Origin of the sequence: Hippea alviniae EP5-r (assembly GCF_000420385.1) — a bacterium.
Taxonomy (GTDB): domain Bacteria; phylum Campylobacterota_A; class Desulfurellia; order Desulfurellales; family Hippeaceae; genus Hippea; species Hippea alviniae.
Genome location: NZ_ATUV01000001.1, coordinates 484,058 through 501,790 on the forward strand (window position 1 = coordinate 484,058; position 17,733 = coordinate 501,790).

A 17,733-nucleotide genomic window follows, 5' to 3' on the forward strand; every position below is an offset into this window, starting at 1 on the left:
CTAAATAAGATTCATATCCTTCAAGACTGCCTTTAATTTTTCCTTGTTTGCATCAGACATCTTGCACAGCGGCAGTCTAAACTCTTCTTCTATCAATCCCATGAGATACAGTGCAGTTTTTACAGGTATCGGGTTTGTCTCATAGAACATAGCTTTATGAAGTTTATACAGTTTGTGATGAAGCTCTTTTGCTTCTTCAAGCTTACCTTCAACAAATGCATCATACTGTCTTGCTACTAAGTCTGGAACAACATTTGCACTTACGGATATTACACCTGTGCCGCCTATAGACATCATCGGCAGGGTCAAGAAGTCATCACCACTGATAACAGAGAAGCCTTCCTTTGCACCTTCTATGATTTCGCTAACCTGATTTAAAGAACCACTTGCTTCCTTTATGCCAACGATATTATCAACTTCAGACAGTCTTATAACCGTATCTGGCAGTATGTTAACGGATGTTCTGCCGGGCACATTGTAAAGGACAAGTGGAACACTGATGGCTTCTGCTATTGTCTTGTAATGTTGATACAGACCTTCTTGGGTTGGTTTGTTATAATATGGAGCAACAGAGAGAATTGCATCAGCACCAGCAGAGATGGCTATTTTTGCAAGCTCTATAACCTTTTTTGTATTGTTTGTTCCTGCACCTGCCAAAACGGGAATCTTGCCTTTACACTCATCAACGGCAACGCCTATGGTTTTCTCATACTCTTCTAAATCCATAGTTGCTGCTTCTCCCGTTGTGCCACAGGGAACAAGGCAGTCTATTCCTGCATCTATCTGTCTTTTGATAAGATTTCTAAATGCATCTTCGTCGAGCCTTCCCCCTTTGAATGGCGTTACAATCGCCGTCATAGCACCTTTTAGCTCAAACATAACACCCCCCTTTAATAGTTCCACGCTTCTTCTATCATTGTGCCTATGTATGTAAGCAAAGCTTCTCCTTCTAAATAAACTTTCTTTATACCTGAATCATCAACATATACATAAATCTTCAATGTTTTTCCGCCCTTTGTTAGAACATCAACGGGCGATTCACACTTGCCCTGCAAAACGGATATTACTGCAGCTGCTGTTGCACCTGTGCCGCAGGCTAAGGTTTCGTCTTCAACGCCACGCTCGTATGTTCTGAGCTTTATGGTGTTTTCGTCAATAATCTCAGCAAAATTTACATTTGTTCCTTCGGGTTTGAAGTAATCATGATACCTTGTTTTTGCACCAATCTCTTTAACATCAATCACATCAACATTATCAACAAAATATACAACATGTGGCACACCTGTATTTATGAAGCTTGCAGGCATTCCTATACCTTCAAGCTCAATCTCAGCTTTATAATCCTTTGGATTTGTAAGCTGAACCCTTACTGTATTTAGACCTGTAATCTGGGCTTCTATTACACCAGCCAATGTTGAAAACTTCATGTTCAGTGGAGCTATACTGTTTAGATATGCAAACCTTGCTGCACACCTTGAACCGTTGCCACACATCTCAACTTCACTTCCATCGCTGTTGAAGAATCTCCATCTGAAGTCATACACATCATCTTTTTCTATCAGGATTAAGCCATCTGCTCCAACGGATAATCCCCTTTTGCACACCTTTTGAACAAACTCTTCAAGCGGTATATCAACTAAACTCTCAACAATCTTGTCCCTGTTATTTATGATGATAAAATCATTTCCGCTGCCGTTCATCTTAAAGAATGGAATCTTTTTCATATCGTCTCTCCCTTTATCAAATCTTCCAATGTTTCTCTTTCTCTCACAACCCTGAAACTATCACCATCAACCAGCACTTCTGCCGGTCTTGGACGAGAGTTATAGTTGCTTGCCATCGTGAATCCATAAGCTCCAGCACTGAATACAGCTATGTATTCACCATTTGGCACATCTTCTATTTTATAGTCCCTGCCAAAGAAATCGCCTGTTTCACAGATTGGCCCAACAATATCACAGACAATCTCTTCTCTGTTCTGTTTCTCAACGGGTGCTATCTTGTGATAAGCGTTGTATAAAGACGGCCTTAAAAGATCATTCATACCAGCATCAACTATTAAGAACTTCTTATCGCCGTTTGTTTTATGATAAATCACTTCCGATACGAGTATGCCGCCATTACCAACAAGGAATCTGCCAGGTTCAAAAACAAGCTTGATATTAAAATCTTTAAATGCTTCTTCAACCTGCTTTGCATAATCGTCTATTGATGGTTCTTTATCTTCTTCTTCGTTATAGACTATTCCAACACCGCCGCCGACATCAACAACCTTGAATTCAATACCTTTATCTGAAAGCGCTCTCATCAGCTCTGCTATTTTCAAGGAAGCATCATAAATCGGCTTTGTATCAAGCAACTGACTGCCTATGTGAAACTGAATGCCGTAAATCTCTATGTTCGGGAGTTCCTTTGCTTTCAAATACAAATCAAACGCTTCGTTATGTGGCACACCAAATTTATTTTTTTTCAAACCCGTTGATATGTAAGGATGCGTCTTTGGGTCAACATCGGGATTAACCCTTAGAGATATCCTTGCCTTCTTTGATAGCTTTTGAGCAACTCTATTTACAGCTTCAAGCTCATCTTCTGATTCGACATTTATCATCATTATATCGTTTTCTATTGCGTATTCTATCTCATCATCACGCTTCGCAACGCCGCTGAATACGATTTTCTTGGCATCAACACCAGCCTTTAATGCCCTAAACAACTCGCCCTTTGAGACAATATCCGCACCAGCTCCAAGCTTTGCAAAAACATTTATAACAGCCAAGTTGCTGTTTGCCTTGACGGCAAATGAGATGGTATGCTCTCTCTTGAATGCCTTGTCAAACTTGTTGAACTGCTCAACAAAATGTGCCTTCGAATAGATATAAACAGGCGTTCCAACTTCTTTGACAATCTCCTTCACCTTAACATCTTCTGCGTATAGTTGACCATCTTTATAATGGAAGTCCATCTAATCCCCCTTGCAATTTTTATAGTATTCTATTCAAATAACTAACAAAATGCAATACTTCCCTTCTGATGCCTTTAACCTTTAGCCCACCTGATATCTGCATAATACAGCCCGGACATGCCGTTATCAAAACCTGCAGGTTGGCTTTTTTAATAGATTCAATCTTCTCTTCGAGCAATCTTTTTGAGATATGCGGATGCATCATTGAATAGCTGCCTGCAAAACCGCAACACCTGTCGTTGTTTTCTATCTCAACATAGTTTGGCTCATGGCTTTTTAGGAAATCGTCAAGTATTGTTGATTTTTCAAGCCCCCTTTTTAAATGACAAGGATGATGATACCCTAATACCGCACCCAATCTTGAAGTCTTTACATGTTTGCTGTTTATCATCTGGATAAAATAAGAAGATGCACACTCAACCTTATGCGACAGCTCTAAAGCCCTTGGGTTTTCTGTTAAAATTTTGTAATCCCGCTCTATCATGTGCGCACAGTGTGGGTCTAAAAAGAGAATTTTGTCGCAATCAAGCGACAACAGATAATCTATGTTTATCCTTGCCGCCTTCTGGGCTGATTTCTTCTCGCCATTATACCATGCAGGTGCACCGCAGCATGCACTCTGTTTTATCACTGTTAGTTCGATACCCAATTTTTTGGCAACTTCTAAAGCATCTTTTCCAATATTGGAATAGATAAAGTTAACAGAGCAACCTGCAAATAGACAAATCTTTGATTTTTTGGTTTTAACAGAGACATCAAACGAGCTTGTAATGGGTGGCAAAGCTCTAAAGTTCAAGCCCAAAGCTTCATCAATCTTTTTTATGCCTGTTTTGAGTCCGTTTTTGAAGGCAAAATGTGAGATATAAGCTCCAATCCTTAAAACTTCATATCTGTTCTCAAGGTGTTTTATTATTAAACCTTTGATTCCCGGTGTGTCTTTGGTTAATTCTGCTTTGATTGAGAGTATTAGCTTTTGAAGGTTTATTTTTGATGAGCATATCTCATCGCATGCCATACAGCCTATGCACATGTTCGCATAATCCCTTAAGCCTTCTGTCTCACCAACCATATAGCTAAGTAAGATACCTATAGGCCCTGCATAGGATTTACCCTTGAATAGCTTGCCGCTTACCGTTGTATAGACTGGGCAGGCATTCTGGCATGCACCACATCTGATGCAGTATAAAATCTCTTTGTAAAACTCGTTGTTTTTAATTGAGCTTCTGCCGTTATCAAGCAGTATGACATAGAATTTACCGTAAGGCTTTCTTAATATGTCGATATAGCTTGTCGTTATCTGAGCTGTTGCAGCCTTGGGCAAAAGCTCAATAATCTTAAATGCCTCTCTGTCTGTTTCAACGATTTTGTCGATACCAACAAAGCAGATAACTGTATCCTGTCTTATTACATTCTGTATGTTTCCTTCATTGCTTAGGATAAAGAAGCTGCCGCTTTCTGCACTTACAACATTTGCTCCAATGATACCGCAGTCTGCCTTAGAGAATGTCTCTTTTATCTTCTCTTTTGAGAAGTCAACCATCACCTTTGCATCGTTAGGCAGATTCTCGTTGAATACGCTGTTTAAAAGCTGGTTGATTTTCTCTTTTGACATGTGAATTGCAGGTGCTGTCATGTGTGTTGGCGGTTCGTTGTTTATCTGGACAAGCCACTCGCCCAAATCCGTTTCATACACTTCAAAGCCATTTTCAGCCAAAAATTCATTCAGATGCAGCTCTTCTGTTGTTAGTGATTTTGATTTTACAATGCTTTTTATCTGGTTCTCTTTGAGTATGCTTTCAACGATTGAGAGCGCTTCCTGTTTATCCTTTGCGACAAAGACGGCATCACTATTGGCTTTTATCTTTTCAATAAAGTTTTTTAGATTCTCACTTAGTTTTTCTATGTTTCTCTCTTTAATGGACCTTACCTTATTTTTTAGCTCTTCTATGTCAAAGAGTTTTTCTATCTTTTCTCTTTTTGAGAAGTAATTTTCCCTTAACCTTAAAAGTGCGGTTTGAAGAAAGCTATCTTCTGAAAACTCCTTTTCTCTTTCTTCTAATGTCACGCTCTTTCAACCCCCTTTTCTTTAGCTCTTTTGAGAATCTCCATCTGACAAACAAAACAGCAGCAACAAGCCCAAATGTGAATACTCCCAATATTATTTCATCAATCAGACTCACATGTGGCTGATAGCCTTTTCTTATGACTTCGGCCGCAAATGTTAAATTCATGGAAACTCCCAGTAATAGGGTATGTTCAATGGCTCTAAAGAAAACCTGACCTTTTTTATACTCATCTTAAAATTGAATGTCTTTATTTCACTCTCTAATCTCGTATCGATAAGCGAAGCATAAACAAAGAATATCTTGTCAAGGTATCTGTAAGAGCCAACAATTATATAATCGTAATCCTTAGGGAAATAGCTTATAGATAAATCTTTTGGATTAAACCAGTCTGGAGATTGTAGATACTCTGCGTATGCCAAACAGTGTTTGTTTAATGCCTTTGTTAATTGATAAGCCAAAAATCTGCCGTTTCCGTTAGCCTGAGACTCCTTGTATTTTATAAAATCAACAACTGCCACCTTGCCCTTTTGAACAAAAGGACAGATTTGACTTGCCATCTTGTTAATCAACTCAACGGTTTTTGTTATATTCTTCAGTTGATTCTGGGCATCAACATCTTCACCCACATAAAATGGCTGAGTGTTGACACAGGATGTCAAGAATAGGGCTATAAGAACAGAGATAATAACAACTCTCATGCTTTAAAAAATACAATTAAATACACTTTGCAGTCAAGAAGTTTGCTTTTTATTAAACTTGAAGTTAGATTGTTAATAATATAGGATAAAAATAAACGAAGGAGTCAGTTATGAGAGTTGCTGTAATTGGCGTTGTTATTGTGCTGTTTCTATCCTTCAGTGCCAATGCTGGATGGATGGAAGAGCAGCTTAAAAACTTTGGTGTTGTTGTCGAGCAACAGAATCAAGAAAAAGATTTCAATCTAACAAATGAAGATGCGGTTAATAGTTTAAAAGAAGCGCTGATAGTTAGCGTAAGTGATGTTATAGGTAAACTTGGCAGGCTTAATGGATTTTATAAAGACCCTAAGGTTCACATACCGCTGCCTGAGAAGATAAAGCAGCTTAAAGATTTGCTTGAGATGGTTGGACTTGAAGAAGATTTAAATAAACTTGAACTTCAGATGAACAGGGCAGCAGAAAAGGCAACGCCAAAAGCAAAAAGGATATTCATAAAAGCCATTAGAGAGATGAGCGTTCAGGATGCAAAAGGTATACTAAAAGGGCCAGACGATGCGGCAACTCAATACTTCAAAAGAAAGATGACACCAGAACTAAAAGATGCCTTTAGACCAATAGTAAAAAGAACCCTGTATAAGGTTGGAGCCATTAGAACATACGATGAAATGTTTGAAGGAATTAGTGAGTTTTTACCATTTACCAAAAGCAGGGGATTTAACTTTATAGATTATGTTTTAAACAAAACCATCGACGGCATTTTCTATTACATGGCAGAAGAAGAGAAACAGATAAGAAAAAATCCTGCAAAAAGAACAACAGAGCTTTTAAAAAAGGTTTTTGGCTTTTACGATAAGTGAGAGAAGGTTTTACAACGGGAACGGCTGCAACTGCTGCTGCTATAGGAGCTTTAATTCTCAAAAAAACAGGCAAAAAGATAAAAAGCGTAAAAGTTTCTCTTCCTATGGGCGATACTATTGACATTCCCGTCTCGTTTACAGATGAGAAGTGTGTTGTTGTTAAGGATGCAGGAGATGACCCTGATATTACAAACGGCATAGAGATAATAGCAAAGGCAGAAGTTCTAAAAGGCAAGAAGGGTGTTGAAGTTAAGGCGGGTAAAGGCATAGGAATAGTAAAAAAGAAGGGTCTTCAGGTTGAAGTAGGAAAACCTGCAATAAATCCTGTGCCTATGAGAATGATAAAATCAAATGTGGAGAAGTTTCTTGAAGATAATGAGTTTGCCGTAATAACGATTGAAGTTCCAAAGGGTGAAGAGATAGCAAAAAACACATTTAACGAAAGGCTCGGTATAGTTGGTGGTATATCAATATTGGGAACAACAGGCATTGTAAAGCCAATGAGTCTTGATGCTTTAATAGCTTCGATAAAGTGTGAGATTGATGTTATTTTAGCTGAAGGCAAAAAATACTTTTTTCTTGTTCCCGGTAAAATTGGAGAAAGACACATAAAAAGCGTAAAAGGAGATATCCCTGTTGTTCAGGTTAGCAATTACTTTAAAGACATATTTGACTATCTTGCCAATAAAGGAATTAAAAGGTTTGGTATAGCAGGTCATCCAGGAAAGATTGCAAAAATATCTATGGGCTATTACAATACCCACTCCAAACACTCACCACAAGCTAATGGATTTGTGTGCAATCTATTGGGATTGAAGAAAAATTTTAATACAATAGAAGAGATTTGTAAGGTTTACAGACTGGATAAAGTAGCTTCTGCTGTTAAGGATAGAATAAAAAAAGACTATGGATTTGATGTTGATGTAATTCTGTTCGATATGGAAGGGAATATTGTCGGAGAAGCATAAGAATATCTGGATTATATCTGCAGGATTGGGAAGCAAGGATTTTCTTACATACAGAGCTGTAAAGACAGCATCAGATATGGATATACTTGCGGGAGATAGAAGGTTTGAATCACTCTTTGAACATAAAAACTATGTTGTTCTAAACAGGTTTTTTGAAGATGTTGACAGAATAGCTCAAGACACAAGTTCAAAAATAGGTTTTGTTGTGTCTGGAGATGCCAGCTTTTTCTCTTTGGCAAAGTATATTTATGAGAAATATTCAGAAAGGATTGTTGAAGTTGTGCCCGGCGTATCAAGTTTTCAGATGGCTTTCTCAAGACTCTTTGAAACATACGAAGATGTAAAGTTTGTCTCTTTTCATAAAGAGTTAAAAGAAAACTTTAAGCTTGGACGGAAAACATTTATATTGTGCGGCAAGAATAAACCATCAGAGATTCTCTATTATTTAGATAACAAAATAGCAGATTACGATAAATTTGTATGTTATAATCTTGGACTGAAGGATGAGAAAATAGTAAAGGTTGAAGGCGACTATAATGTGCCAGATAGCGGATTGGCAGTTATAGTTTTGATTAAGAGAGATGGGTAAGGTTTACTTTATTGGTGCAGGGCCTGGAGATATAGAGCTTTTAACTATAAAGGCCGTTAAGATACTAAAAAGAAGCGATGTTGTTATATATGCAGGGAGTCTTGTTAATGGAGATATCCTTTCTTTTACAAAAAAAGATGCCAAGGTTTTTGACTCATCGTCTATGACGCTTAAGGAGATAATAAACACAATGATAGATGCTTGCAAAAATGGGTATGATGTTGCAAGGCTTCACTCAGGAGACCCATCCATATACGGAGCAATAGCAGAGCAGATGAAAGAACTTGAGAAGTTTAACATTGAATATGAGATAATACCCGGCATAACATCGCTGTTTGCAGCGGCATCTAAGTTAAAGGTTCAGCTAACTGCACCAGAAATTTCCCAAACCGTTGTCATAACACGCCTTGAAGGAAGAACAAAAATGCCCGAAGATGAGAGTATCGATAAAATACTCTCTCACGGTGGAACATTCTGCTTTTATTTATCTGTTGATAAGCTAAAAGAAATAGTGGATGCCTGTCTAAGGGCGGGTTTTGACAAAGATACGCCTGTTGCTGTCTGTTATAGGATTGGGTGGAAGGATGAGAAAATAGTAAAAGGCAACCTGAAAGATATAACTAAGAAGGCATCAGGCATAAATAGGCAGGCTCTTGTGATTGTAGGCAAGGTTCTAAATAGAGATATTTCAAACTATTCAAAACTTTATGATGAGAACTTCTCTCATGGATACAGAAAAAATAGCAATAATATCGATAAACAATAACTCTTTCTCTATAGCTTTAAGGATATCCAAATCCCTTAAAAATTGCGACCTGTATGTCAAAAACGGCATTACGGCAAATAAAGATGTGTATATCTTTGATGATTTGAGAGCTGTTTTTGAAGATGTATTTAAAAGGTATAAAAAAATAATAGGTGTTATGGCTTTGGGTATAGCAACAAGGATGATATCGGGTTTGCCTGAAGATAAAAGAAAAGACCCTGCTATCGTGGTTGTTGATAGTGCTGGAAGATTTGCGATTAGCCTGCTTTCTGGACATGAAGGTGGAGCAAATGAGTTGGCTTTGGATGTCTGCTCATCGATAGGAGCTCAACCTGTTATAACAACGGCAACAGAATCATCTAAGAGATATGTTATAGGAGTTGGCTCAAGAAAGGAACTAAAGAGTGAAAATATCGAAGCTGCTATACAAGAAGCATGCAGAATGTGTAATATAACACCATCTCATATTAGGCTTGCTGCGACATGTTGGCATAAGAAGGACGATAAAGCATTAAAAGAAGCTTTAGATAATCTTGGACTTAAAACCGTGTTTCTGCCAAAGTTTAGGTACTCAAGTGATGTCTATTGTGTTGATGAGACAGCCGCAAAGAAGCATTTAGGCATAAAAAGTGTGGCTGAGATGTCTGCTTTGATTGCATCTTTTAATCCAGAGTTTGTCTTAAGAAAGAGAGATTTTGACGGTGTGAGTATAGCGATAGTAAGAGAGAATCTAAATGGGTAAAATTTTCGTTGTGGGTCTTGGCTTAGGTGAAGAAAATATGAGCTTTGGCGCCAAAAAAGCTATAGAAATCTCAGATGCCGTATGTGGATATGAGAGTTATATAAACAAGATAGAAAATATGCTTAAGGATAAGATAGTTTTTAGAAACGGCATGGGTGGTGAAGTTGAAAGGGTAAAGAAAGCCATTTCTTTAGCAAAAAAGGGTCTAACTGTTAGTGTTGTAAGTTCGGGAGACTCATCTGTCTATGGCATGGCTTCTCTTGTATATGAGCTTTCGGATATCGAAAATATAGAGATAGTGCCTGGCATTACGGCTGCAATATCTGTAAGTGCAAGATTGGGTGCGCCTATATGTGAAGACTTTGTGGCTTTGTCTTTATCCGATTTGCTTACACCATGGGAGTTGATAAAAAAGAGAATTGATGCGGTAAATTATGGCGATTTTGTGTGTGCTATTTACAATCCAAAAAGCAAAAAAAGAACAAAACAGATAGAGTATGCCCTAAACAGGTTTCGTTTAAGAGGCAATCTCATCTGCGGAGCAGTTAAGCAGTGCTGTAGTAATCACGAAGAGATAAAGATTATGAGAATAGATGAGTTTGATTACGATTTTGTCGATATGAGAACAACCATTATTGTTGGAAATACTAAGACATACATAAAAAATGGCAAAATGATAACACCACGTGGATATGATATTAATCGCTAAAGAAGTCAGGCTGCAGTATTAAAATGTAAATATTTTTGTCTTTAGCTGCTTCTATCTTGTTGTTTAGCCCACCTTCTCTTCCACTGTTTTTGGTTACTATACAGTCTATATCGAACTCTTCTATTATTGCGATGTTGAAATTCTTAGAGAACAAGCCTTCCATGGCTATTATGTTCTTAGGGTTTATCCCGAGATTTCTTAGGTGTTTTATGGAGTTTTCATAGGGGAGAATACGAAAGATAGAATTATCAAAAAACTCTTTAAACATATCAATACGCTTTGAACCTATGGTAAAAAAAATCCTTTTGCAGTTGCACCTTAAAAAATCAAAGATGTCTTCCTTAGATGAAAAAAAGAGAGCTTTTTTGTATGTTGTTGACGCTTCAAGTTTTCTTTTTCTCTCTTTGTATTCTATTTTCATTTTTAAGGCAACCCTTTTTGCAGTCTGGCTTATTTTAAAAGCAAATGGATGCGTTGCATCTATTATTTTTGTTATCTTTTTCTTTTTTATAAACTCTGCAAGGCTCTCTTCATCGAAATTTGCCTTTATTGTGTTTGGAAACACCCTTTTGAATGACTCATACCCATAATCTGTTGCAACAGATATGATAAAATTTTCTTTTAACTTCTTTGCTATCTCTTTGCTTTCGGTTGTGCCTGCAAGTAAAAGTATCATAGCTTTAAAATTGCCCTAAAAGCTGCAGCAGCCCATGGACTTCCACCCTTTGTCGAGAGATTTGTTATATATTCAAGGTCTGTTTCTGTAAGTCTCTTTTTAGACTCATACGCATCCACAAAACCAACAGGAAAAGCAATTATAAAGCTCTCCTTCAGTTTGCCTTCATCGTGAAGCTCTATGATTTTAAGAAGAGCTGTGGGTGAGTTGCCTATAACAAAGAGTATCTTATCAAACATATCATTGGCGACTTCAATCGAAACTTCAGCCCTTGTTCTGTTTTCTCTTTCTGCTCTCTCGATTATGTCTCTGTTGTGAACGAAGCTATAAAGCTTTAGATTAAATTTATCTGCCAACGATTCTGTTATGCCGCTTACAACCATATTTACATCACACACAACGCTCCATCTTTCTTTTATTGATTTTTCTGCCATCTCTATAGCGTTTTTTGAGAAAACTATCTCTTTGGCAATCTCTATATCTCCGCTTGCATGTATAACTCTTTTTACTATCTCTTTCTGTTTGTCTGTAAAACCGTCTAAACGAGCCTTCTTCTCTATAATCTCGAAGCTTCTTTTTTCTATTGATAGACCCTTCATCTTCTTAAAACAGCAAGGGAGAGATAGGCTTCGTTGATTTTGTCTGTTTTATTCAAATCGACTATCTCTTCTTTTTCCAAAAACAGATTCTTTCCAAGCCAAGCGTCCTTTGGCTTTACCATCTCAACAATCTCAAGAAGCTCATCAATTCTATTGTTAACCTTCATTATAACGACAGTATCGAAATATTCAAAGAGTTTAACAATATGCCCAACACCCTTTTTCATCTCAACAACGGCAAAGCTCTCATCTTTCAAAGAAAGCGGAATTTTTATCCTATCTGCAAAAGCTACAAATGAAGGTATGCCTGGTATTATCTCAAAATAAATCCCTAAATCTTTTAATCTTTCTGATAGATAGTTGAATGTGCTATAGATTGATACATCGCCTATTGTCGTATAACTTACCGTTTTTCCTTCGTTTAGCAGCTTTTCTATCATGAGAGCTTGAGAGTCGTAAGCTCTTTTAAGTTCATCCTTGTCGTTTGTTGTTGGAAAAGAGAAAAATTGAATCTTATCTTTATCGACAAAGTCTTTTATCACATTAAAAGCCACGCTTCTTGAAGACTTCTTAGACTTTGGAACTATTACTATATCGCTCTTTCTGAGCTTCTCTAAAGCTTCAAGTGTTAAAAATTCTGGCTTTCCTACTCCTACACCTATTACATAGAGCATCAAAAACACCTTCCCTTCTTAGGATTTCTCCTATAACAATAATCGCAGGTGGCTTTATTAGGCTTATACACTCTTTGTTCTTCAGCTCAAAACAGATTATTTTTTCGTTTTCAAAACCCAAACTTTCACCCGCACATACAGGTGTATTTTTGTCCATTCCGCATTCCAAAAGTTTTTCTGCTATCTTTTCAAAATTCAGCACACCCATATAGATAACTATCGTCATATTCAATCTCACAATAGCTTCAAAATCGTAATAGTTCTCTATATCTGTATCTGCACTGTGTCCTGTTATAAATATAACGCCTTTTGATATATTTCTTGCCGTTAGCGGAGTTTTTAGAATTGAAGAGAATAGAGAAGCTGTTGTGATGCCGGGTATTATCTCTATTTCTGCATTGAGCCTTTCTGCTGTTTCTATCTCTTCTATAACTCTGCTGAAAAAAGCCGTATCACCACCTTTCAATCTTCCAACTGTTAAACCTTTCCTTAGGCTATCTTCGATAAGCGAATTTATTAAAGACTGGTCTGTGTGATGAGCTTTAGCCCTTTTGCCAACATATATATTCTTTCCTTTTGAGAATGAGAGTATCTTTTTGTCTATAAGGTCATCATATAACACTATATCGCACACCTTTAAAGCTTCTATGGATTTTAGGCTGAGCAGTTCATAGTTTGATGGTGCAGATATTATAAAAAGCTTGCCCTTCATTTTCTGTTTTTGCTCCATTCGTAAAATAGGTTATTTAGATATACAACACTATCGAATGATACCGTATTGCTCCTTAAGAATTTTGACTCATCAACCTTCACTATAAGCATGCTTGTATCTTTAAAGATAGCTCTTTTGTTTGGCGGTGTTGGATTCTTATTCATAGGCCCAACTTCGTATATATAAATATCAGGCTTTTTTAGGAGAATGTTCTCTTGCAGGGTTCTCACAAACATTCTGTTTTTGTTTATTATGTTTATTCCACCTGCAGTCTGAATGATATCGTTTACTATGCATTTTTTGCCCGCAACAAGATACGGCGTTTGCATAATTTCAAATACAACCTTAGGTTTGTGTTTTATTGGTTTTAGTTGTTTTATCTTATCAAGGAGATTTTTTGTGAGTTCTTCAGCCTTCTTTCCCCTATTAAACATTTTACCTATGAGTTTTATCTCTTTTATTATTCCTTTTAAGGTATGTGGGTTATATATCAAAATTTTTACGCCCTTTAATTTTGATGCGTCAAATTCAGTTTTTCTTCGAGCAACTATCAAGTCTGGCTTAAGGGAGATTAATATCTCTGTATTCACACTCAAGTGCGTGCCTACGATTTTAGCGTTTTTGAATAATTTAACATTCTTGGTTTTCCCAACAACAACATTGTCAAGGTTCAACTTATGAAATATATCTGCTACATCTGGAGCAAGCAGAACAACCCTTTTGTATGCAAAGGAGAGATTAAAAGAAAATAAAACGATTAGAGCAGCTAATACTGTTGATTTCGTAAGCTTCATCTATTACCTCCTTAGTTATTTTGTTTGGGCTATCATCAAATATTATCCTGCCGTCTTTTAAAATTATTACTCTATCAAAATAAGCTAAAGCTAAATTAATATCGTGAACAGAAGATATTATAGTTTTTCTTAGGCTCTTTAAGTACTCTGCCACGATTTTTGAGTATTTTATATCCACAGATGATAACGGTTCGTCAAAAACCATAACCTTTGAATCTTGATTAATGGTTTTTGCTATCAGAATAAGTCTCTTTTGTCCACCAGAGAGAGCTTTAAACTGCTTTCTTGCCAAGTGTTTCATCTTAAGTTTTTCCAATATCTCTTCTGTGTTCTTTAAATCTTCTTCGTCAAAGAGACCATTTTTTATGTGATACCTGCCGAGTAAAACAACCTTAAAGGCAGTACTGTTCAAAGAAAAATCACTGAATTGTGGCAAAAAAGAGAGAATGGATGCTTTATCTATCGGTTTAAGGTTTGATATATCTTTTGAAAATACCCTTATGTTTGACTCTATAAATCCTGCTATTGCAAGCAATAGTGTCGTTTTTCCACTGCCGTTTTCTCCAAGAATTGCTACTTTTTGCCCTTCTTCTATGGTTAGTTTCTTTATCTTTAAACTAAAGCTCTCCCTTTCTATTGAAAGATTCTCTATCTCAACCGCTTTCATTCCAGTTGTCTTTTCTTTTGAGCATTAGATAAAAGAAAAATAGCCCGCCCACGATTGAAGTTAAGATACCAACAGGCAGCTCTTCTGTCTTTATAATTGTTCTTGCCAATGTTTCGCTTAAAAGCATAACCAAAGCTCCCAGAATCGTTGATAAAATAATCAACTCTTTGGATTCAAAACCGCCAATAAACCTTGAAATGTGTGGAACTATAAGCCCAACAAACGGTATAATTCCAGAAAAACTAACGGCTATGCCAACCAAAAACGCAGAGATAAAATAGTTTATACTCCTAAAAGCTTTTACATTTATACCCATTGAGCTTGTTGTAAAGAAGTCAAAACCCATTATGTCTAATTTTATTGAGTTCTTAACAAAAAAGATAAAGCTAAAAATCAAAGCAACAAAGAGAATAGTAGACTTGATATAATTTGGATTAAAAAATCCGCCCATAAGCCAAAACACAATACTGCCAACACTCTCTTCGTAATAGTATTTCAGAAAACCTATGATTGCCGTTGCAACGATATTTACCACTATTCCTGCGAGTATCAATGTTGTATGTTTTAAAGAGTCTTTTGACAGAAGAATTGCAAAGCTTATACCAAGCATACCGAACACACTTGCGAATACAGGAACAAAAAAATACGGCAAGCCAATACAAATAACCAAAACTCCGCCTAATGCAGCCGTTGAAGCCGCTCCAGTGGTAAACCCATCTGCAAGCGGATTCTTTAGTATTATTTGAAGTATTGCGCCGGACAATCCAAGTATTGAACCAATGAAGGCTGCCTCTAAGGATAAAGGCAGCCTGTAATTAAAAATTATGGTTTTTTCTATCTCGCTCATCTGAAAAATGTTTATGTTTACAGAACCCGTTGTGATACTAATCAAAAATGCTATCAGTGTTGCGAAAAATAGAAAAAGATAAATTTTCATCTTAGTTTTATGCCGTTATCTCTTGCAACATCCTTTATATGTTGTATGTATATATTTACCCATTCTGGATTCTCTCCAAGTCCATGAATGGAGCAAACAACATTTATCCCCTCCTTTTTAAATGCACTCTTCCAAGAATCTTCGTCTCCACACATGTCGTTGTTTGCATGGTCGCCAGCAACAACCATCAAAGGTTTGAGTAAAACTTTCTTTATACCCGCTCTTTTTACTTCACTCAAAACATCTTCTAAAGAAGGGAATCCTTCAACTGTTCCAACAAATATTTTATCGGTGTGATACATCTTTCTTAGCTCTTTCTGAAGCTCAGCATATACGCCTGTTGAGTAATGCTCGTTTCCATGTCCCATATAAACCAAAGCAGCCTTATTCTTTTTTGCAAGCTCAATATCGTTTTTTAGGGCTTTTGCTGCTATCTCTATATCTTTGTGATAATCGTATTTCCAAACATTTCTTCCTAAGGCTGGTCTTCCGATAACGAGCTTTTTGAATGGCATATACTTCTTTTTCATTGTTTTTATAGAGTTTAAACCGTTTACATAAGATAGAAGGTCTGTAAACTCTTCGCCATCATAAATGTGGGTTGGCTGAACAATAATCGTTTTGTATCCTTCGTCCTGCAAGTCGGCTATTGTTGCAAGTGGTCCTTTAACATAGAGAAAATCTTTTAGTTTTGAGTTGTTCTCAAACTTCTTGTTGTGCTGTCTTTTGTGCCAAATGTTTCTTATAATGTTGGAAGTGAATGTAAAAACAACTTTTTCGTGCGGAAATGCTTTCTGCACGGCTTCTTTGATGTTTTCAATATCAACAAACCCTGTTGAATAAGTCGTTCCGAAGTCTGCAAGAACTATAGCCACCTTGCCCTTATGTTGGGCTTTTCCGAAAGATTGAAGATGAACACCAAAGGTCAAAACGAAAACGATGAGAAAGCTTAAGAAAACTCTCATAAAACACCTCCACAGAGATTTTTTAAAAACTTTTTAGAGAATAGAAAGTGTACATAACTTGCTATGGCTCTATTTTTCATAAGTCCATCTTTATAAACTGTTCCATCGGTCAATTTTTTAAGCTCAAAGCTGAACTGTTCATCTATCTGGGTATAGTATGAGTAATGAAACTCATGCCCAAATACAGGCCCTTCTAAAAATGTCTTTGTTAAGTCTTTTACCTTAACATAACCAAGAGCTTTTCTTCTCTTGCTCATTTTTATTTTTACATTGAAAACTTTAGCCATTTTGTAAAATTCATCGTCTATGTATATACCTTCTGATAAAAGCATCATTCCGCCACATTCGGCTATCAGTGGCTTATCTGAGTTTATATGTTCTGCTATACTTTTAATGGTTTTTACACTCTTAGATAGCCGTTCTGCGTATAACTCTGGATATCCGCCGCCTAAATACACAAAGTCGGCGTTGTCCACCGTTTCGTTTTTAAGCGGCGAGAAAAATTTTAAATTATATCCCATTTTCTCAAGTTCTCTTAAATTGTTTTGATAGTAAAAGTTGAAGGCTTTATCGTAAGCTATGAGTGCTGTTTTGCTTTTTATGGTTGTGGCATGCTTAATTTCATATTCAAACTCAATCTCAGAGAGCCTTATTATTTCATCTATATTTGCATATTTGCCTATGTGTTCTGCGATTTTTTCATACTCTTCTTTCTCTGTCTCTTCTGCAACCTTAAGTCCAAGATGCCTTGAGCGTAATGTCAACTCTCTATTCTTTGGGATTATTCCTAAAATTTTCAGAGACGAGTGGTTTCTTATAGCATCCCTTACCAATTTTTCGTGTATCGAGCTTCCTATGTTGTTTATAATGACGCCATTTATTTTTATTTCTCTTGCTAACTCTTCAAAACCTTTTACTGAAGCCACAATAGATGCAGAACATTTAGAAGCATCAATTACTATAACAACTGGCAGATTCAATATCTTTGCAATGTCGTATGTGCTTGCTTTGAATGTGTATGACTCTATTCCGTCAAATAGTCCCATAACGCCTTCTACAATGCCTATATCCGCTTGTATGAGATTCTCAAAAAAGGTGTCTTTAAGCTCTGCTCTGCTTAGCATTATGCTGTCAAGGTTATAGGCAAAAGAACCAGATGCACAAGTCAAATGGGCAGTGTCTATATAGTCAGGGCCGCACTTAAATGGCGCTATAGAATAACCCTTTTCTTTAAGAGTGTGAAGCAATCCAACTGTTATAGTTGTTTTACCAGAACCGCTTCTGTCTGCGGCTATGATGAAGGCTGGCTTTCTCATGCAGCCCTAATCGGTGGGTTGAAAAAGAAAAAAGAG

The 17,733-nt window shown here is 36.8% G+C and carries 21 protein-coding genes; 6 read left to right on the forward strand and 15 right to left on the reverse strand.

The window, feature by feature from the left end; translation table 11 throughout:
• The 6 genes from dapA to G415_RS0102600 are packed head-to-tail and all read right to left on the reverse strand — an operon-like array spanning nucleotide 1 to nucleotide 5,726.
• Complete coding sequence (dapA, locus tag G415_RS0102575; RefSeq protein ID WP_022670028.1) at nucleotides 1-879, reverse strand: 4-hydroxy-tetrahydrodipicolinate synthase; 879 nt, start codon at nucleotides 877-879, stop codon at nucleotides 1-3.
• A gap of 11 nt (nucleotides 880-890) precedes the next feature.
• A complete protein-coding gene (gene dapF, locus G415_RS0102580; RefSeq protein WP_022670029.1) occupies nucleotides 891-1,724 on the reverse strand; it encodes a diaminopimelate epimerase in 834 nt (277 codons plus the stop codon).
• A complete protein-coding gene (gene lysA, locus G415_RS0102585) occupies nucleotides 1,721-2,962 on the reverse strand; it encodes a diaminopimelate decarboxylase (RefSeq protein WP_022670030.1) in 1,242 nt (413 codons plus the stop codon). Before lysA ends, dapF begins: the two co-directional genes overlap by 4 nt.
• A 19-nt stretch (nucleotides 2,963-2,981) precedes the next feature.
• Nucleotides 2,982-5,027, reverse strand: coding sequence for an LUD domain-containing protein (locus G415_RS0102590; protein ID WP_022670031.1), 2,046 nt, complete (start codon nucleotides 5,025-5,027; stop codon nucleotides 2,982-2,984).
• On the reverse strand, nucleotides 4,987-5,193 hold the full coding sequence (locus tag G415_RS0102595; RefSeq protein WP_022670032.1) for a hypothetical protein: 207 nt from the start codon (nucleotides 5,191-5,193) through the stop codon (nucleotides 4,987-4,989). The genes G415_RS0102590 and G415_RS0102595 overlap by 41 nt, the downstream gene beginning before the upstream one ends.
• Nucleotides 5,190-5,726 carry a hypothetical protein gene (locus G415_RS0102600; RefSeq protein ID WP_022670033.1) on the reverse strand — a complete coding sequence of 179 codons (537 nt, stop codon included), beginning with the start codon at nucleotides 5,724-5,726 and terminating at the stop codon, nucleotides 5,190-5,192. Before G415_RS0102600 ends, G415_RS0102595 begins: the two co-directional genes overlap by 4 nt.
• Nucleotides 5,727-5,836: 110 nt before the next feature.
• Here G415_RS0102600 and G415_RS0102605 point away from each other — a divergent pair, with 110 nt between their 5' ends.
• The 6 genes from G415_RS0102605 to cobJ are packed head-to-tail and all read left to right on the forward strand — an operon-like array spanning nucleotide 5,837 to nucleotide 10,357.
• Entirely contained in the window at nucleotides 5,837-6,583 is a 747-nt protein-coding gene (locus tag G415_RS0102605) for a DUF4197 domain-containing protein (protein ID WP_022670034.1), read from the forward strand.
• A complete protein-coding gene (gene cbiD, locus G415_RS0102610; RefSeq protein WP_022670035.1) occupies nucleotides 6,580-7,551 on the forward strand; it encodes a cobalt-precorrin-5B (C(1))-methyltransferase CbiD in 972 nt (323 codons plus the stop codon). Before G415_RS0102605 ends, cbiD begins: the two co-directional genes overlap by 4 nt.
• Nucleotides 7,535-8,140, forward strand: a complete 606-nt coding sequence (locus tag G415_RS09585; protein ID WP_022670036.1) for a cobalt-precorrin-7 (C(5))-methyltransferase — start codon at nucleotides 7,535-7,537, stop codon at nucleotides 8,138-8,140. Before cbiD ends, G415_RS09585 begins: the two co-directional genes overlap by 17 nt.
• Nucleotides 8,133-8,906 (forward strand): precorrin-4 C(11)-methyltransferase, encoded by a 774-nt coding sequence (gene cobM, locus G415_RS0102620; protein ID WP_022670037.1) that lies wholly within the window; start codon nucleotides 8,133-8,135, stop codon nucleotides 8,904-8,906. The genes G415_RS09585 and cobM overlap by 8 nt, the downstream gene beginning before the upstream one ends.
• Entirely contained in the window at nucleotides 8,866-9,648 is a 783-nt protein-coding gene (locus tag G415_RS0102625) for a cobalamin biosynthesis protein (protein WP_022670038.1), read from the forward strand. Before cobM ends, G415_RS0102625 begins: the two co-directional genes overlap by 41 nt.
• Nucleotides 9,641-10,357 carry a precorrin-3B C(17)-methyltransferase gene (gene cobJ / locus G415_RS0102630; protein ID WP_022670039.1) on the forward strand — a complete coding sequence of 239 codons (717 nt, stop codon included), beginning with the start codon at nucleotides 9,641-9,643 and terminating at the stop codon, nucleotides 10,355-10,357. The genes G415_RS0102625 and cobJ overlap by 8 nt, the downstream gene beginning before the upstream one ends.
• On the opposite strand, the gene cobK is transcribed toward cobJ, so the two are convergent.
• From cobK to G415_RS0102675, 9 genes are read right to left on the reverse strand one after another with little or no spacing between them, the layout of a single operon-like run.
• Nucleotides 10,347-11,033, reverse strand: coding sequence for a precorrin-6A reductase (gene cobK / locus G415_RS0102635; RefSeq protein ID WP_026939534.1), 687 nt, complete (start codon nucleotides 11,031-11,033; stop codon nucleotides 10,347-10,349). The two genes, cobJ and cobK, sit on opposite strands and share 11 nt — an antisense overlap.
• The gene (locus G415_RS0102640; protein WP_026939535.1) at nucleotides 11,030-11,632 is read right to left on the reverse strand and encodes a precorrin-8X methylmutase; all 603 of its coding nucleotides are present in this window, start codon (nucleotides 11,630-11,632) and stop codon (nucleotides 11,030-11,032) included. Before G415_RS0102640 ends, cobK begins: the two co-directional genes overlap by 4 nt.
• The gene (cobI, locus tag G415_RS0102645) at nucleotides 11,629-12,306 is read right to left on the reverse strand and encodes a precorrin-2 C(20)-methyltransferase (protein WP_022670041.1); all 678 of its coding nucleotides are present in this window, start codon (nucleotides 12,304-12,306) and stop codon (nucleotides 11,629-11,631) included. The genes G415_RS0102640 and cobI overlap by 4 nt, the downstream gene beginning before the upstream one ends.
• On the reverse strand, nucleotides 12,254-13,018 hold the full coding sequence (gene cobA / locus G415_RS09590) for a uroporphyrinogen-III C-methyltransferase (protein ID WP_022670042.1): 765 nt from the start codon (nucleotides 13,016-13,018) through the stop codon (nucleotides 12,254-12,256). Before cobA ends, cobI begins: the two co-directional genes overlap by 53 nt.
• Complete coding sequence (locus G415_RS0102655) at nucleotides 13,015-13,812, reverse strand: ABC transporter substrate-binding protein (RefSeq protein WP_022670043.1); 798 nt, start codon at nucleotides 13,810-13,812, stop codon at nucleotides 13,015-13,017. Before G415_RS0102655 ends, cobA begins: the two co-directional genes overlap by 4 nt.
• Nucleotides 13,757-14,479 carry an ABC transporter ATP-binding protein gene (locus G415_RS0102660; protein WP_022670044.1) on the reverse strand — a complete coding sequence of 241 codons (723 nt, stop codon included), beginning with the start codon at nucleotides 14,477-14,479 and terminating at the stop codon, nucleotides 13,757-13,759. Before G415_RS0102660 ends, G415_RS0102655 begins: the two co-directional genes overlap by 56 nt.
• Complete coding sequence (locus G415_RS0102665; RefSeq protein ID WP_022670045.1) at nucleotides 14,466-15,416, reverse strand: FecCD family ABC transporter permease; 951 nt, start codon at nucleotides 15,414-15,416, stop codon at nucleotides 14,466-14,468. Before G415_RS0102665 ends, G415_RS0102660 begins: the two co-directional genes overlap by 14 nt.
• Nucleotides 15,413-16,381, reverse strand: a complete 969-nt coding sequence (locus tag G415_RS0102670) for a sirohydrochlorin cobaltochelatase (RefSeq protein ID WP_022670046.1) — start codon at nucleotides 16,379-16,381, stop codon at nucleotides 15,413-15,415. Before G415_RS0102670 ends, G415_RS0102665 begins: the two co-directional genes overlap by 4 nt.
• The gene (locus G415_RS0102675) at nucleotides 16,378-17,697 is read right to left on the reverse strand and encodes a cobyrinic acid a,c-diamide synthase CobB (RefSeq protein WP_022670048.1); all 1,320 of its coding nucleotides are present in this window, start codon (nucleotides 17,695-17,697) and stop codon (nucleotides 16,378-16,380) included. The genes G415_RS0102670 and G415_RS0102675 overlap by 4 nt, the downstream gene beginning before the upstream one ends.
• Between the last annotated feature and the right edge of the window lie 36 nt (nucleotides 17,698-17,733).

Excerpts from the sequence above, each read along its gene's own strand:
- G415_RS0102655 (WP_022670043.1), bottom strand. The coding sequence starts at position 13,812 with ATGAAGCTTACGAAATCAACAGTATTAGCTGCTCTAATCGTTTTATTT.
- G415_RS0102595 (WP_022670032.1), bottom strand. The coding sequence starts at position 5,193 with ATGAATTTAACATTTGCGGCCGAAGTCATAAGAAAAGGCTATCAGCCA.
- G415_RS0102640 (WP_026939535.1), bottom strand. The coding sequence starts at position 11,632 with ATGAAGGGTCTATCAATAGAAAAAAGAAGCTTCGAGATTATAGAGAAG.
- cobM (WP_022670037.1), top strand. The coding sequence starts at position 8,133 with ATGGGTAAGGTTTACTTTATTGGTGCAGGGCCTGGAGATATAGAGCTT.
- G415_RS0102660 (WP_022670044.1), bottom strand. The coding sequence starts at position 14,479 with ATGAAAGCGGTTGAGATAGAGAATCTTTCAATAGAAAGGGAGAGCTTT.
- cobI (WP_022670041.1), bottom strand. The coding sequence starts at position 12,306 with ATGCTCTATGTAATAGGTGTAGGAGTAGGAAAGCCAGAATTTTTAACA.
- lysA (WP_022670030.1), bottom strand. The coding sequence starts at position 2,962 with ATGGACTTCCATTATAAAGATGGTCAACTATACGCAGAAGATGTTAAG.
- cobJ (WP_022670039.1), top strand. The coding sequence starts at position 9,641 with ATGGGTAAAATTTTCGTTGTGGGTCTTGGCTTAGGTGAAGAAAATATG.
- dapF (WP_022670029.1), bottom strand. The coding sequence starts at position 1,724 with ATGAAAAAGATTCCATTCTTTAAGATGAACGGCAGCGGAAATGATTTT.
- G415_RS0102665 (WP_022670045.1), bottom strand. The coding sequence starts at position 15,416 with ATGAAAATTTATCTTTTTCTATTTTTCGCAACACTGATAGCATTTTTG.
- cobK (WP_026939534.1), bottom strand. The coding sequence starts at position 11,033 with ATGATACTTTTACTTGCAGGCACAACCGAAAGCAAAGAGATAGCAAAG.
- cobA (WP_022670042.1), bottom strand. The coding sequence starts at position 13,018 with ATGAAGGGCAAGCTTTTTATAATATCTGCACCATCAAACTATGAACTG.
- G415_RS0102605 (WP_022670034.1), top strand. The coding sequence starts at position 5,837 with ATGAGAGTTGCTGTAATTGGCGTTGTTATTGTGCTGTTTCTATCCTTC.
- dapA (WP_022670028.1), bottom strand. The coding sequence starts at position 879 with ATGTTTGAGCTAAAAGGTGCTATGACGGCGATTGTAACGCCATTCAAA.
- G415_RS0102600 (WP_022670033.1), bottom strand. The coding sequence starts at position 5,726 with ATGAGAGTTGTTATTATCTCTGTTCTTATAGCCCTATTCTTGACATCC.
- G415_RS0102625 (WP_022670038.1), top strand. The coding sequence starts at position 8,866 with ATGGATACAGAAAAAATAGCAATAATATCGATAAACAATAACTCTTTC.
- G415_RS0102675 (WP_022670048.1), bottom strand. The coding sequence starts at position 17,697 with ATGAGAAAGCCAGCCTTCATCATAGCCGCAGACAGAAGCGGTTCTGGT.
- G415_RS0102670 (WP_022670046.1), bottom strand. The coding sequence starts at position 16,381 with ATGAGAGTTTTCTTAAGCTTTCTCATCGTTTTCGTTTTGACCTTTGGT.